The 14185-nt window shown below is 69.5% G+C and carries 16 protein-coding genes; 11 read left to right on the forward strand and 5 right to left on the reverse strand.

Going from position 1 to position 14185, the window contains the following annotated elements; translation table 11 throughout:
• Positions 1-54: 54 nt before the first annotated feature.
• The 5 genes from IFT82_RS13455 (at position 55) to IFT82_RS13475 (ending at position 3246) form a co-directional block, all read left to right on the forward strand.
• Complete coding sequence (locus tag IFT82_RS13455) at positions 55-582, forward strand: ubiquinol-cytochrome C chaperone family protein (RefSeq protein ID WP_192127589.1); 528 nt, start codon at positions 55-57, stop codon at positions 580-582.
• Positions 579-1100 carry a YceD family protein gene (locus tag IFT82_RS13460; protein WP_192127591.1) on the forward strand — a complete coding sequence of 174 codons (522 nt, stop codon included), beginning with the start codon at positions 579-581 and terminating at the stop codon, positions 1098-1100. The genes IFT82_RS13455 and IFT82_RS13460 overlap by 4 nt, the downstream gene beginning before the upstream one ends.
• A gap of 109 nt (positions 1101-1209) precedes the next feature.
• On the forward strand, positions 1210-1977 hold the full coding sequence (locus IFT82_RS13465; protein WP_192127593.1) for a hypothetical protein: 768 nt from the start codon (positions 1210-1212) through the stop codon (positions 1975-1977).
• Complete coding sequence (locus IFT82_RS13470) at positions 1974-2774, forward strand: metallophosphoesterase family protein (protein WP_192127595.1); 801 nt, start codon at positions 1974-1976, stop codon at positions 2772-2774. Before IFT82_RS13465 ends, IFT82_RS13470 begins: the two co-directional genes overlap by 4 nt.
• 94 nt (positions 2775-2868) lie before the next feature.
• Positions 2869-3246: a hypothetical protein gene (locus tag IFT82_RS13475; protein ID WP_192127597.1), complete on the forward strand. Its 378-nt coding sequence runs from the start codon at positions 2869-2871 to the stop codon at positions 3244-3246.
• A gap of 26 nt (positions 3247-3272) precedes the next feature.
• Here IFT82_RS13475 and IFT82_RS13480 read toward each other — a convergent pair whose 3' ends face one another.
• Positions 3273-3650, reverse strand: a complete 378-nt coding sequence (locus tag IFT82_RS13480; RefSeq protein ID WP_192127598.1) for a hypothetical protein — start codon at positions 3648-3650, stop codon at positions 3273-3275.
• A 114-nt stretch (positions 3651-3764) separates the two neighbouring features.
• Between IFT82_RS13480 and IFT82_RS13485 the strand changes: the two genes are divergently transcribed.
• Positions 3765-5201 (forward strand): S41 family peptidase, encoded by a 1437-nt coding sequence (locus tag IFT82_RS13485; protein ID WP_244646749.1) that lies wholly within the window; start codon positions 3765-3767, stop codon positions 5199-5201.
• A gap of 4 nt (positions 5202-5205) precedes the next feature.
• On the opposite strand, the gene IFT82_RS13490 is transcribed toward IFT82_RS13485, so the two are convergent.
• Positions 5206-5766: a DUF3833 family protein gene (locus IFT82_RS13490; RefSeq protein ID WP_192127600.1), complete on the reverse strand. Its 561-nt coding sequence runs from the start codon at positions 5764-5766 to the stop codon at positions 5206-5208.
• On the opposite strand from IFT82_RS13490, the gene IFT82_RS13495 reads away from it, so the two are divergent.
• On the forward strand, positions 5765-6067 hold the full coding sequence (locus tag IFT82_RS13495) for an alkylphosphonate utilization protein (RefSeq protein WP_192127602.1): 303 nt from the start codon (positions 5765-5767) through the stop codon (positions 6065-6067). The two genes, IFT82_RS13490 and IFT82_RS13495, sit on opposite strands and share 2 nt — an antisense overlap.
• On the forward strand, positions 6068-6763 hold the full coding sequence (gene ung / locus IFT82_RS13500; protein ID WP_192127604.1) for a uracil-DNA glycosylase: 696 nt from the start codon (positions 6068-6070) through the stop codon (positions 6761-6763).
• 23 nt (positions 6764-6786) lie between these two features.
• Here the strand turns inward: ung and IFT82_RS13505 are convergent, their stop codons facing one another.
• Both IFT82_RS13505 and IFT82_RS13510 read right to left on the reverse strand, forming a co-directional pair.
• Entirely contained in the window at positions 6787-10086 is a 3300-nt protein-coding gene (locus IFT82_RS13505; RefSeq protein WP_192127606.1) for a glycosyltransferase, read from the reverse strand.
• A 160-nt stretch (positions 10087-10246) separates the two neighbouring features.
• Positions 10247-10597 (reverse strand): hypothetical protein, encoded by a 351-nt coding sequence (locus tag IFT82_RS13510; protein WP_192127608.1) that lies wholly within the window; start codon positions 10595-10597, stop codon positions 10247-10249.
• A 276-nt stretch (positions 10598-10873) separates the two neighbouring features.
• Between IFT82_RS13510 and IFT82_RS13515 the strand changes: the two genes are divergently transcribed.
• The 3 genes from IFT82_RS13515 to IFT82_RS13525 are packed head-to-tail and all read left to right on the forward strand — an operon-like array spanning position 10874 to position 13309.
• On the forward strand, positions 10874-11212 hold the full coding sequence (locus IFT82_RS13515) for a PDZ domain-containing protein (protein WP_192127610.1): 339 nt from the start codon (positions 10874-10876) through the stop codon (positions 11210-11212).
• Positions 11213-11251: 39 nt separating this feature from the next.
• Positions 11252-11938, forward strand: coding sequence for a winged helix-turn-helix domain-containing protein (locus IFT82_RS13520; RefSeq protein WP_192127612.1), 687 nt, complete (start codon positions 11252-11254; stop codon positions 11936-11938).
• A gap of 15 nt (positions 11939-11953) precedes the next feature.
• On the forward strand, positions 11954-13309 hold the full coding sequence (locus IFT82_RS13525; protein WP_192127614.1) for a sensor histidine kinase: 1356 nt from the start codon (positions 11954-11956) through the stop codon (positions 13307-13309).
• Between the two features lie 10 nt (positions 13310-13319).
• Here the strand turns inward: IFT82_RS13525 and IFT82_RS13530 are convergent, their stop codons facing one another.
• Positions 13320-14129 (reverse strand): PEPxxWA-CTERM sorting domain-containing protein, encoded by an 810-nt coding sequence (locus tag IFT82_RS13530; protein WP_244646750.1) that lies wholly within the window; start codon positions 14127-14129, stop codon positions 13320-13322.
• Between the last annotated feature and the right edge of the window lie 56 nt (positions 14130-14185).

Consider the following 14185-nt stretch of genomic DNA (forward strand, 5'->3'; position numbering starts at 1 on the left):
GCGCACAAGCCATGCACCGCCGGGCATGATGGCCGGAGCGGGGCGACGGGAGGAATGCGGGTGAACTGGTGGAAGCGGATAAGGGGAGCGCGCCGTGACGAGACGATATTGCCGCTCTACCGGGCGGTGGTCGCCCGCGGCCGCGCGCCGCACTGGTATCTGGACGGGGCGGTGCCCGATACGCTGGATGGCCGGTTCGACATGATCGCCGCGGTGCTGGCCATGGTGCTGCTGCGGCTGGAGGAACGTCCCGACGAACAGGCGGTGACCGCCGGTCCGTCGGCCGCGCTGACCGAGCATTTCGTCGACGACATGGATGCGCAGCTCCGCCAGATCGGTTTCGGCGACATGGTCGTCGGCAAGCAGGTCGGCCGGATGATGGCGGCGCTGGGCGGGCGGCTCGGCGCCTATCGCGACGGGCTGGCGACCGGCGGCCTCGCCGAGGCATTGGTCCGCAACCTGTATCGCGGCGATCCGCCCGCACCCGCCGCGCTCGCCCATGCCGAGCATCACTTGCGCGCGCTGCGCACCGCCCTGTCCGCCACGCCGCTGGCCAGCCTGATCGCCGGAGAATTGCCATGACCACCCCAGAATGGAGCCGCCCCGAACGCCTCGACACGATCGCGCATGACGAGCGCGCCGTGACGATCGAGGCCGACGAGGCCGAACGGGCCGCGGTCGCCCGCCGGTTCGACCTCGTCGCGATCGACCGGTTGTCCGCGCACCTGACGATGCGCCGCGACGGGGCGGGCATCCTCGTCACCGGACGGGTGACGGCGGCGGTGGCGCAGGCCTGTTCGGTCACCGCCGAGCGGCTGGCGGTGATGGTCGACGAGCCGGTGCTGGTCCGGTTCATCGAGCCCGTGGCCGAGGAGGACGAGATCGAACTGTCCGCCGACGCGCTCGACACGATCGAGATCGAAGGCGGCGCGATCGACCTGGGGGAAGCGGCGGCGCAGACGATGGCGCTGGCGCTCGACCCCTTTCCGCGCGGCCCGAATGCCGGCAAGGTGCTGAAGGCCGCGGGCGTCATCGGCGAGGACGAGGCCAGGCCGCTCGGAGCGCTTGCCGGGTTGAAGGCGTTGCTCCAGAAGGAGTGACTACTCCCGGCGTTTCACCTGCAGCCGGCACCCGTAAACCATCGGTTCACGGGCAGGACGGCATGGCGGATGCAATGGCGGATGCGTAAAGTACGTAAAGGTGGACCGGATGCCGGATGACAGGGTGGCCGACCGGGTGTCGGCCGACATGGAACGGATCTTCCGGCGGCACCCCCAGGCCGCCGACACCCCGGCGGCGGCGCGTGCCGCCAGCGGCAGGTCGCGCGAGTTCGTCGTCCAGACCCCGCCGGCCGATCGCACGTCCTCGTGGGTCGTGCGGTTGGTGACGATCGTCGTCCCCCTGATCGCCATCGCCGTGTTGGCGTTCCTGTTCCTCCAGATCGGCGCGGACCGGAGCCCGGCGGCGGCGCTGGCCCAGGCCAGTCCGGTCAGGCGATCCGCCGCCGTACCGCCCGTCCGCCCGGCACCGGCGACCTACCGCACCGCCGCGCCCGTCGTCGTCGCGGACGAAGCGGACGAAGCGGACATGCCTGCGGAAGCGATCGAGCGCGCCGGAGATGACAGGCTCGCCACGTCCGCCGTGCCCGCCCGCCGATCGCGCGTGATAACGCGGACGTTGCCCGTCGCCACCGCGCGGTCCGCCGCCGCCGACGATGGCTGCCGCCCCGGCAGCGAGGAGAACCGCTGCATCTATCGCGAGGTGCGGGCGGCCGACCGTCGTCTGGTCGCCGCCTATCACGCCGCTACCGAGGCGGGGGTGCCGCGGCGCGAGATGCTGGCGGTGCGCCGCATCTGGACGCGGGCGCTGGCGGTCTCGCTCGACGATCCCGACGGCACGATCCGAACCTATGACGAACTTGCCGCCCGGTTGCGCGACGCCGCGCGGCAGGCACAGGCGGATGACGACCGGCCATGACCGGCCTGCTCGACGCGGAGTCGGATTGGGAGGTCGGGCCGCACGCATCGGTCGAGGGGCGGCTGGTCTATGCGATCGGCGATGTCCATGGGTGCTACGATATCCTGACCAGGCTGCTGGCGATGATCGCCGACGATGTGGCGGCGCGCGGCCGGGGCCGGCGGCCGCTGCTGGTCTTCGTCGGGGACTATGTCGATCGCGGACCGGCGACCGCCAAGGTGCTGTCGTCGCTGGTCTGGCTGCAACGCCATGCGCCGTTCGAACCGCGCTTCCTGAAGGGCAATCACGAGGAGATGCTGCTCGCGTGGCTCGACGATCCGGCAGAGGCGCGCGGCTGGTTGCGGGTGGGCGGGGCGGAGACGTTGCGATCCTACGCGGTCGAACCGCCGGCCGAGGTCGATGCGATCGACGATCACCTGCGGGCGCGCGACGATCTGCTGGAACGGATGCCCGCCTCGCACCTGCGCTTCCTCCAGGCACTGGAACTGACGCTGACGCTGGGCGACTATGCCTTCGTCCATGCCGGGGTGCGGCCGGGCGTGCCGCTGCGCAAGCAGGTGCCCGCCGATCTGCTGTGGATTCGCGAGCCGTTCCTCAGCCATGGCAAGCGGTTCGAAAAGGTCATCGTCCATGGCCATACCTGGGATTCGGCGGAACCGATGATCCGGGAACAGCGCATCGGGATCGACACCGGCGTCTATCGCACCGGGGTGCTGACCGCGCTCAGGCTGGAGGACGGGCGGATCGGCTGCTTCCAGGCGAAGGGGGCGGGTGATCCACTGGCGATCAGGTTGTAACGGCTACCTTTTGTCATGCTTTGTATTGCCGCCCGACAACTTCTATGAACGATGGTCCATCCTGCCCAGAACCCTGCCGGAGCCACCGTCGCGCATGTTGAAAATCCGTCTCTGGGCCGCCTTGTGGGCGGCGACGACCATCGTTCTGGCGTTGCTGCTGTTCATCACGCCATCGGCGGATCTCGCCTTGCCGATCCTGCTGGCCATCGCCGCATTGTGCCTCGCGATCGTGACGCCGTTCGACGCGACGAAGCGCGCTGCGCGTCTGCGCGTGGTGGCGGCATGCGGCACCTATGCGGGCATCTGCGTGGGCGCGCTGGGCTGGGCGATCTGGCAGGGGCAGTCGTTCGGCATCCTTGCGCTGCTCGCGATCATGGTGGCGTTCGGGCTGTTCCTGTCCGGCTGGGCGTGGACGACCCGGGCGCGCAAGCACCGCACCGGCTGGGGCGGCTATTACGACCGCGCCGATTAGGCGCGCCGCCCCGTCTCACCGCCCCGTCAGCCGGGCTGGCGTTCGGGGCGGGAGGCCGGCGGCGCCTCGGTGACGATCGCGGTGCCCGACTTGTCGATCGTGATGATCCAGCGCGTGCTGCGGTCGCAGATTGCCACCCAGGCGGGTTTACCCTCGATCGCGGCGATGCCGTCTTCCTCCGTCACCTCCTGGCATTCCTTGCCGGCGTCGCGGATCGCGCGCAGGAACACGCCCTGCCGCAGACGGGGGGAAAGCGCCGTGATCCGCGCCGCATAACCACCGTCGGGGGCCGCTGCCGCAGTGTTGTCGGCCGTGTTGCCGGCCGCTTCCGTGGCGGGTCCGCCGGTACCGCAGGCAGCGAGCATCAGCAGGGGAAGCGAGGCGACGAACAGCGACCGGATCATGACGGGTCCTCCTGATCGCGCAAACGAGCGATCCACCGGCTGGTTTCGCATGTGATTTTCTCTCTGACGGCGCGGTGGCGATCGGCTAGACGTACGTTGATACAGGGGGATTCGATGAAGTCCAAGGTCGCCGGGATGCTTGCCATGGTCGCGTTGCTGTCCGCCTGCGGCGGCGGTGGTGACGGCGGCGGCAGCGGTACGTTCACCGGCGGCACGACGACCGCCGGCGGCGGCGCGGGGGGCGGGGGATGCTCGCTGCTGGAACGGCAGAACTGGGCGGCGGCGCAGTTGCGCGAATGGTATCTGTTTCCCGAACTGCTGCCCGTCTCGTCTAACCCGGCCGGCTATGGCACCGTCGACGATTATATCGATGCGCTGACCGCCACCGCGCGCAGCCAGCGCCGGGACCGTTATTTCACCTACCTGACCTCGATCCGCGAAGAGGATGCCTATTACAACGCCGGCACCAGCGGCGGGTTCGGCGTGCGCCTGTCCTACGATACGGTCGCCCGGCGCGTGTTCGTGGCGGAATCGTTCGAGGGTGCCCCCGCATTGGCCGCGGGGATCGACCGCGGGGCGGAGATCGTATCGATCGGCACCAGTACCGCCAATCTTGCCTCCGTGGCGTCGATCATGGCCGCCAGCGGACCCAATGGCGTGCTGACCGCGCTCGGCCCCGATACGGCGGGAACGGCCCGGGTACTGCGCGTCACCGGCGGGGGTGGCGGGCAACGCGACGTGACGGTCACCAAGGCCGATTATGCGCTGACCCCGATCTCGTCGCGCTACGGCGTGCAGATACTGAACGATGGCGGCCGGCAGGTCGGCTATGTCAACCTGCGCACCTTCATCGGCACCGCCGATCCGGCACTGCGCGATGCCTTTGCCCGATTTAGGGCAGCGGGGATCACGCAGGTGATCGTCGACCTACGGTACAATGGCGGTGGCGCGATCGTGATCGCCGAGCTGTTCAGCGACCTGCTGGGCGGACAACGCTCCACCGCGGACGTGCAGAGCCGTACCGTCTTCCGGCCCGACAAATCGTCGAACGACTCGATCAGATATTATGGCCCGCAACCACAGTCGATCGCGGCGACGCGGATCGCCTTCATCGGCACCGGCGGCACCGCCTCGGCCAGCGAACTCGTCATCAACGCGTCGATCCCCTATCTTGGCGCGAACGCCGCGCTGATCGGCACCAACACCTATGGCAAGCCGGTCGGCCAGATCGCGCGCGATCTGGCGGCCTGTGACGACCGACTGCGCGTGGTGGCGCTGGCGACGCAGAACGCGGCACGGCAGGGCGACTATTACGACGGGCTGGCGGGCAAGGTGCAGGCCAGTTGCCAGGCGACCGACGACGTGAACTATCCGATGGGCGATCCGCGAGAGGCCTCGACCAAAGCGGCGCTCGATTTCCTGGCGGGGCGTAGCTGCGGTGCGGCGATCGGCGATGCCGGCCTTCGCAGCGCGACGTCGGGCGGGCGGCGTGAATTGCTGACACCGACGCGGCCCAACACCGCGCAGCGCGAGGTGCCGGGGCTGTTGTAACGCGTCAGTCGGTCTTGACGATCGTCTCGTCCAGCGACGCCACCGTCACGCCGAACCGTTTGGCGGTCAGCCGGTTCTGTGCGGAACGGCCATCGGACGACAGCGTCAGCCATTGCTCGACCGCGAAGCCGCCGGTGCTGGTGTAGCGCAGGTGCAGGCGATCACCGGTCGTCTCGCCGGTGATCGGGCCCTTCGCATCGGTCAGCGTGCCGGTGTAGCGGCCCGGCCCGATCGCGCGGATGCGCCACTGGCGTGATTTGGGCGCGGTACCCTCGCGCGTCACGATCTGGTCGAGGATCAGGGTATCCCCCTCGATCCGGCCCCGGCCCTGTACCGTGAAGCGGTGGCTGCCGCGCAGGATCACCTTGAACAGCCCGTCCCCGCGCGTGCCGCCTTCGAAAAACCGGATCGCGTCGAATTCGGGCGGTGGCGGCGTGGCCGATGCGGCGGTGGCGAACAGGGCAAGGACGATCAGGGCGGGGCGCATGGTCAGGCAACGCATCATGTCGCCGGCCGGACGCATATGGTGGACCATCGCCGCCGCCTGCTTTAGCGGACGCAGCATGAGCGACGACGATTATGTCTATGACGAGGCGAGCGGCGAATGGGTCGCGGCCTCCACCGTGCAGGATGCGGTGGCGGACGCCGATGCGGTGGTGGTCCGCGATGCCGTGGGCAACGTGCTGGCCGATGGCGATCAGGTGACGCTGATCAAGGACCTGACCGTCAAGGGCGCGGGGCAGACATTGAAGCGTGGCACGCTGATCCGGTCGATCCGGCTGACCGGCGACGCGCAGGAGATCGACTGCAAGTTCGACGGGATCAAGGGGCTGGTGCTGCGCGCCGAGTTCGTCCGGAAGCGCTGAATGACCGATCCGAAGATCGATCCGACCTGGCTGGAACCACTGCGCGAGGAGTTCGCCGGCCCTGCGATGGCGGCGCTGCGCACCTTCCTGAAGGGCGAGAAGGCGGCTGGCAAGCGCATCTTCCCCCATTCCAGCGACTGGTTCCGCGCGCTGGAACTGACGCCGCTGCCCGCCGTGCGCGTCGTGATCCTGGGGCAGGACCCCTATCATGGCGAGGGGCAGGCGCATGGCCTGTGCTTCTCCGTCCGCCCCGGCGTGAAACCACCGCCGAGCCTGCTCAACATCTACAAGGAAATGGCGACCGATTGCGGCATCCCGCCCGCCACGCACGGTTTCCTGGAGCATTGGGCCAAGCAGGGTGTGCTGCTGCTCAACAGCGTGATGACGGTGGAAAGTGGCAAGGCGGGATCGCACCAGAACCGGGGCTGGGAACGGTTCACCGACGCGGTCGTGCGGCTGGTGGCGGCCAAGCCGGAACCGGTCGTGTTCCTGCTCTGGGGCGCCTATGCCCAGAAGAAGGCGGCGTTCGTGCAGGACGTGGCGGCGGGCGGCCGTCATCTGGTGCTGAAGGCGCCGCACCCTTCGCCGCTGTCCGCGCATAATGGCTGGTTCGGCAGCAAGCCGTTCTCGCAGACCAACGCGTTTCTGGAGCAGCACGGGCGCGGGACGATCGACTGGGCCCTGCCGCCGGTGTGAGGGGGGCGGGTCACGCCCCGCCTTCACGTCCCCGCCACGCCAACCCGGCCGGTGCGTTCCAGTTTGCCCCAGCCCACCGTCCAGCCGCCGATCGCCGCGCTGATCGCGCGCAACACGACGCCGTACATGATCTGGCGATAGACCAGCCGTTGCGCGATCAGGAGCAGCGCCGGAAAGCGCTGGCCATGCCCGTCGAGGCGATAGCCGATCCAGCCGCAGGCCGCGTCGATCGCGGTGAACGCCGCCCAGTACAGCGCCATCGTCCCTACATCGCCGCTGGTCTGCGCCCAGCCATGCTGCGCGACGCGGAGGGCGGTGCCGACGATCGACAGCAGCAGCGCGAGATCGATCAGCGGCGAGATCGCGGCGAACACGATCTGGAACAGCCACGCCTGCGGCAGGCCGACCAGCGCAAGGCCGGAGGGTTTGCGGGCGCGCAGGATGCCGCGATGCTTCCACAGGCATTGCAGCGTGCCGAACGCCCAGCGGAACCGTTGTTTGGCCAGCGCACGGAACGTCTCCGGTGCCTCGGTCCAGGCGATCGCCTGCGGATCGTAGGTGACGCGCCAGCCGGCGCGCTGGATCGCGATTGTCAGATCCTGATCCTCCGCCAGCGTATCTTCCGGATAGCCGCCGACGGCATCCAGCGCGCTGCGCCGCCATGCCCCCACCGCGCCGGGCACCACCGTCATCGCATCGAACCCGGCGAGCGCACGGCGTTCCAGATTCTGCGCGGTGATGTATTCGATCGCCTGCCAGCGGGTGACGAGATTGACGCGGTTGCCCACCCGCGCGTCGCCCGCGACCGCGCCGACCGCCGGATCGGCGAACCACCGCGCCAGTCGCGCGATGGTCTGCGCCTCGAACTGGGTATCGGCGTCGAGGGCGATCACCACCTCGCCGTCCGCCTCTTGCAAGGCGCGGTTGAGCGCCGCCGCCTTGCCGCCGTTGGCCAGCGTCAGCAGGCGGACGCGCGGGTCGTCGGCGAACGCCGCGCGTATCAGTGCGCTGGTCGTATCGCGCGACCCGTCGTCGGCGACGATCACCTGCACCGCCGGATAATCGCTCGCCAGCACGCGCCGGACCGAGGCGACGATGACCCGTTCCTCGTTATAGGCGGGGATGACGACCGACACCGTGGGTGCGAAGACGGGCGGTTCGGTGCGGCGGCGGCGCGCCTGCAACCGGGCGAGTCCCGCCATCATCACCGCGCGCGCGATGCCGAGCGTGATTGCGACATAGAACAGCCAGGTCAGCGCCGCGGACAGCGCCGCCAGCACGACGAAGACCGCGACATCGGTACGCACCGCCCACAGGTCGCCACCCGTCACCGTCGGCATCGCCCGCGCCGGCGACACGCCGACCAGTCGTGATGCGGTGACGAAGCGATAGCCGTTCGCCTTCAGGGCGGCGATGATCCTCGGCAGCGCCGCCACCGTCTGTGCCCGGTCGCCGCCGCCATCGTGGAGCAGAATCACGTTGCCGCTGCTGGTCGCGCTGGCGTCGTGGACCTGATCCAGCACCTGCCGCACGATCGCATCGGCGCCCGGCCGCTGCCAGTCGTTGGGATCGACGTGGAGGCCGACCACGGTATAGCCCGCGCGCTGTGCCTGCAGCGCCGGCCCCAGTTCGTCGGTGGTGGTCGGCTCGGCATCCCCGAAATAGGGTGCGCGGAACAGCGTCATCGACCGCCCGGTATAGGCCTGCACCAGCCGCTGCGTCGTGTTCAGTTCCAGCGCGGTGCCGCGCGGCCCCAACCGGGCCATGTTGGGATGGGTATAGCTGTGGTTGCCGATCTCGCTACCGTCGGCGACGATCCGGTTGAGCAGGCCGGGATGCGCCAGCGCGTCCTCGCCGATGACGAAGAAGGTGGCGGGAACGTGCGCGGCCTCCAGCACGTCGAGTATCCTTGGCGTCCAGGTCGCGTCCGGCCCGTCGTCGAAGGTCAGCGCCAGCGCCATGGGATCGGCGGCGCCGGCACGCTGCACGACATAGGGGGTGGGCAGCACGTCGTAGCGTTCGTCCCGGATGATGCCCTGTGCATCGGTGCGCAGCGTGCGCCGCCCGATCGTGGGGGTGGCGGCGATCCGCAGGATTTCGCCCGACCCCTCGACATCGGTGTTCAGCATCGCGGCGGGGTGCGACAGGGCGGGGCGATGGCTGGTACGCATCGCCGCCAGATCGGCCCAGAAACCCTGATCCTCGCTGCCCAGCCGCCACAGTGCGACATCGCCGATCCCCAGCCGCGTCAACGCCTGCATCTGGTTCCAGCTGGTGGCGGCGTCGAGCATCCATACCGCGTGGTGCGTTCCCCCTTCGTCATAGGCGAAGTTGGCGTTGCCGCTGGCGGAATCGAAGACCGGCGCGGCGCTGCTGTCATGGGCGGCCAGCCATGCCTCTTCAATCGACAGCGCATCGGTATCGTCGCCGTGCCAGTCATAGGCATAGCTGCCAAGCGCCACGACCAGCTTCGCGGCCGGCACGACGCGTCGCGCGGCGGCGACCTGCTGCACGAACCAGTCCTGCGCGGCGATCGGGCCGGTGCTGCCCCCCTCCCAATGCTGGTCATAGGCCATGAAGATCAGCTTGTCCGACACCGCCGCCAGTGCTGCGAGCGGCCAGCGCTCGTCCTCCGCCGGGGCGGTGACGGCGAGGACGGTGCCGGCGGGCATGGCGGTATGCAACTGGCGCAGGAAGTCGAGATAAGGATGGATCGCGGTGGCGGGCAATGCCTCGAAGTCCATCACCAGTCCCGCCACCTTGCGGGTCGCGACCATGGCGGCGAGCTTTCGGGCGAGCATCCGGCTATCGGTGCGATGGGCCAGCAGCGCGGCGGCGCCGTCGCCGTCCCAATCGCTGTCGCCGAAATTCTGCACCATCGGCAGCAGCCTGGGTGGATGCCGCATCGCCGCCAGCGTGCGGTCGAACGCGTCGTCGCGGGCGATGGCGACGGTGTGCCGCGGCCCCGCCACCGTGACGAGCGCGGGGACGACCCAGTCGAGCGCATCGTGGTTGCGCCGCAACGAGGCGAGACTGCCGTCATTACCCGGTTCGTAGAAGCCGATGCTGAGCGCGGACCCGCCCGCCGCTACCCGGCGATGCGGCAGCCATGCGGCCAGCCCGTGCGGATGATGGTCGCCACGCGCAGCAGCCGCATGGGGCAGTGGCAGCGGCAGGCGCAGATCCTTTCGTGGCGGCATCACCATCAACGTCGTTGCGAACGCCGCCGCCGCCAACGCTATCACCAGCATCAGCACCGCCACCATCCGCCGCGACACGCGGCTGCGCCGCCCGGTGGGATCGAAGAAAACCGGTGCCGACATCTTCTCTCTTCTGCCCTGCTAATGCGCCATCGCGGCCGATCGTGTCGCGATGATCGTGCCCGCCCGCCTAGCTCCGGCGACCTGAGCGGCGGCTGGGCGCCAGCTTACCTTTTCGTCATCTTTGCCCGTCCCGACGAAGATGATGGGATCCGGCCCCGGTTCAGGCACTCAGCGCATAGGTGATGACGAAGCACGCCGCGGTCAGCAGCAGCATGGCGATCATGAAGGTAGCATCCGCCACCCGTTCCATCCGGTGCAGGCGATGGCGATGCAGGCTGCGCAGCGAGACGTAGGAGGCGAGCGTTGCGACGAGGAACAGGAGCGAATCGATCGCCAGCAGGTCGTCGGCGATGCTGGCCCGCCGCCCGATCGCCACGCCGACGTGGAGCAGGCCGATGCCGGTCAGGCACACCCCGACCATCGCCGAGGCGATCGGGCAGATCAGCCGGCAGATCCGCTCGTCCAGCGCGGCGCGACGGGGCGGGCCGGGGATGGGTGATGATCCGATCATCGCCGCCTTGTGAACGGGTCCGTCTGGCGGTGGACTGACCGGAAGATGAGCGATCCGTCATGTTGCGCCCATCGCCCGAACAGGCACGGTCGGCGACAAGGGCGGTCGGATTGGACGAACAGATGCAGGAATATCGCCGATGCTTCCCCTTTCCCACCGGCAGGCTGCAACCGTCGTCGACCGGTTCACGACGTGGCTTGATACTCCAAAGGGCATGGGGCCGGACGAACCACACGCAAGCGTGCGGGCCGGACCGGTATCGCCCGGACGGGCGCCATGAACGACATACGCCGGCTCGGCCAAATAGCGCTGGCCTTGGCGTTGCCCGCATTGCTGGCGGCGGCGCTGGTGCTGCATGGTCTGCGGGGGCAGCGGATCGCGATGCAGGCGCGGCTGGGCGCGACCTTTGCCGGGGTCCGGCCGGTCGTGGTCACCAGCCTGCGCCGGGGCGGGCCGGCGGACCATGCCGGGCTGGCGGTGGGCGACGTGGTGGAAACCATCGACGGCCGCCCGGCCGGGTCGCTTGCCGGACTGGACCGGGCGGTGGCATCAGGCACCCCGGCGGCGGTGCGTATCCGGCGCGGCACGCGTGAGATCGGGGTCATCGTCCGGTAACGACGGGACGGTTACCGGAAGGAATATCGGAGGGCGGCCATGGGTCACAAGATATTGCTGGTCGAGGACGACGACGCCACCGCCGGCTACGTCGCCAGGGGGTTGGGCGAGGAGGGGTTCGTGGTCGACCGCGCCGCCAACGGGCGCGATGGCCTGTTCCACGCCACCGACGGCAGCTATGACTGCATCGTCCTCGACCGGATGTTGCCGGGCATGGACGGGATGGCGGTGTTGTCCGCGTTGCGGGCGGCGGGGGTGGCGACGCCGGTCATCATCCTGTCGGCACTCGGATCGCCCGAAGACCGGGTGAAGGGGCTGGTCGGCGGCGCCGACGATTATCTGGTCAAGCCGTTCGCCTTTGCCGAACTGCTCGCGCGCATCCGGCTGCTGGTGCGACGCGGCGCGGCCACGCCGGCGGCGCAGACGATGCTGCGATGCGACGATCTGGAGATGGACCTGCTTGCCCGCCGCGTGGTCCGGTCCGGCCGGACGCTGACGTTGCAGCCGCGCGAGTTCCGCCTGCTCGAATATCTGCTGCGCCATGCCGAGCAGGTGGTGACGCGCACCATGTTGCTCGAAGGCGTGTGGGATTATCATTTCGACCCGGGCACCAACGTGATCGACGTCCATCTCAGCCGCCTGCGCAAGAAGGTGGACGAGGGGTTCGCCCGGCCGCTGCTCCATACCGTGCGCGGGGTCGGATACCGGCTCGGCGTGGATGGTTGAGCGCCACGTGCCGGCATGAACTGGCGGTCGACCACGGTGCGGTTCGCCGCGCTGGTGTTCCTGTTGCAGATCGCGGCGGCGGGCGTGCTGCTGCTGGCGGTGCGCATGATCGTGCATGGTCAGGTCTATGCCGGCGCCGCCGCGACCGGTGAGATGGTGCGGCAGGACGTGCTGGCGGGGCAGGCGCGGGGCGTGGCGGCGATCGCCCGCGCGGTCGGCCTGCACACCGTTGGTGACACGGGTTCACGCGCGGTGCTGTTGCTGACCGATGCCGCCGGCCGGCCGCTGGCGGGCAATCTCGACGCGCTGCCACCCAATGTCATGCCCGATGGCCAGCCGGTGCAGATCGACCTCTATCGCCGTCGCCATGCGACGCCGGAGGCCATGCTGGTCCGCATCGACCGGCTGTCGGGCGGGTTGCGGCTGCTGACCGGCAGCGTGGTGGAGGACGAGGCGCGCACCGTCCGCCTGCTCGAACTGGCGATGCTGGTCGCGCTGTCGCTGGCGGTCGCATTCGCCGCGCTGGCGGCGTGGCTGGCGGCGCGGATGATCGTGTTGCGGCTGGAAGATACGGTCGCGACGCTGGATGCGGTACGCGATGGCGCGCTGTCGCGCCGGGTGCCCGCCGATGCCAGCGGCGATGCGTTCGCGTTGCTGGCGGCCTCCGTCAACGCCACGCTCGACCGGACCGGGCGGCTGGTGGAGGAACTGACGCTGGCGACCGACATGCTGGCGCACGACCTGAAATCACCGCTGACCCGGCTGCGATCGGCGCTGGAACGCGCTGCGGTCGCGGCCGACACGCCGGCAGCGCAGGAGGCGGTGGAGCGTGCGCAGGCGGAGGGGCAGCGGTTGCTGACGACGGTGGAGACGGCGTTGCGCATCTCCCGTGCGGAGGCGGGGATCGGGCGCGATGCGTTCGCCCCGGTCGACGTTGCGGTCGAGCTGGAGGAGATCGCGGAAATCTACGGCCCGCTGGTCGAGGAGGCAGGCCGCGCGATCCGGGTGGTGACACCGGTGCGACCGACCCTGAATCTGCATCGCGAACTGATGGCGCAGGCGCTGGGGAACTTGATCGACAATGCAGTGAAATACGGGGCCGGCACGATCATGCTGGCGGTGGAGGCGATCGGGGACGGAGTGCGGGTGTCGGTGTCGGACGAAGGTGCCGGTATCGCGCCCGAACACCGCGCCGCCGCGCTCCGCCGGTTCGGGCGGGTCGACGAGGCGCGGGGCGGGTCGGGCGCGGGGCTGGGCCTGTCGCTGGTCGGGGCGGTCGCCCGACTGCACGGCGGCTCCGTCGCGCTTCAGGAAGCGGGCGGCCTGCGGGTGGTGATCGACCTGCCGGTCGGGGAAGAACCAACCGGCTGATCGACCCGGATCAGGCGAAGGCGACGCGGGTGGGGCGGCGGCGGCGTAGCATCATGCCGGCTGCGCCGAAGCCGATCAGCATCATCGCCCAGCTTGCCGGCTCCGGCACCGCCGACACGGTGAAATTGACGATCGTCGCGATCTGCGCCGCCGACAGCCCGTCGACGCGCGGGGCCGCTATCAACGCCTGCCCGGTGGTGCGGGCAAGGGCCACGTCGCTGGCGAGCGGCCCGGCCTCGTCCCTTGCCGGGAACGCGAAGTTGAGCAGGCTGACGCTCTGCCCGGCCGCGACGTCCAGCGCGAAGCGGGCATTGTAGCGATCGGCCGTGACCGTGGCCTGTGCCAGCCCGTTATTACCCGAAACCAGCGCCAGCACCGCATCGCCCGTGCAACTGCCGTCACCATCGTCCTCGCAACTGACCGTCAGGCCACCCTGTGCGTAACTGACCAGTTCGTCGCCATCCGACCCGAGGTTGCCGAAGAAGTTCACCGTCGTGCGGATCGCGGCACCAGTGGTGTTCGTGAAGGTGTCGAGGAAGCGATAGGTGTTGCCCGACAGCAGTTCGACCTGCCGGTTGAGCGCCAGTCCGCCGGTGCCGGTGTTATAGAAACCGAACGTATCGAACGTGTCGAAGCCGCCATCGGCGATCGATCCCAGCGCGCGGTTGCTCGGCTGCGCATTGCCTCCGGGGCCGACATAGCGCGCGGCGACGCCGGTGCCGGTGAAGATGTCGGCGCCGGCCTGGAACTGCGCGGCATGGGCGCTGGCGGGAAGCGTGGCGGCCAGCAGGGTGAGCGCCGCGATCATACGGGTGTGCATGGATGTCTCCGGGAAAGGAATGGTTGGTCGGCAACGGGCCGACCGCAAAATGGATG

The sequence above is a fragment of the Sphingomonas sp. CFBP 8760 genome, assembly GCF_014841615.1.
GTDB lineage: Bacteria > Pseudomonadota > Alphaproteobacteria > Sphingomonadales > Sphingomonadaceae > Sphingomonas.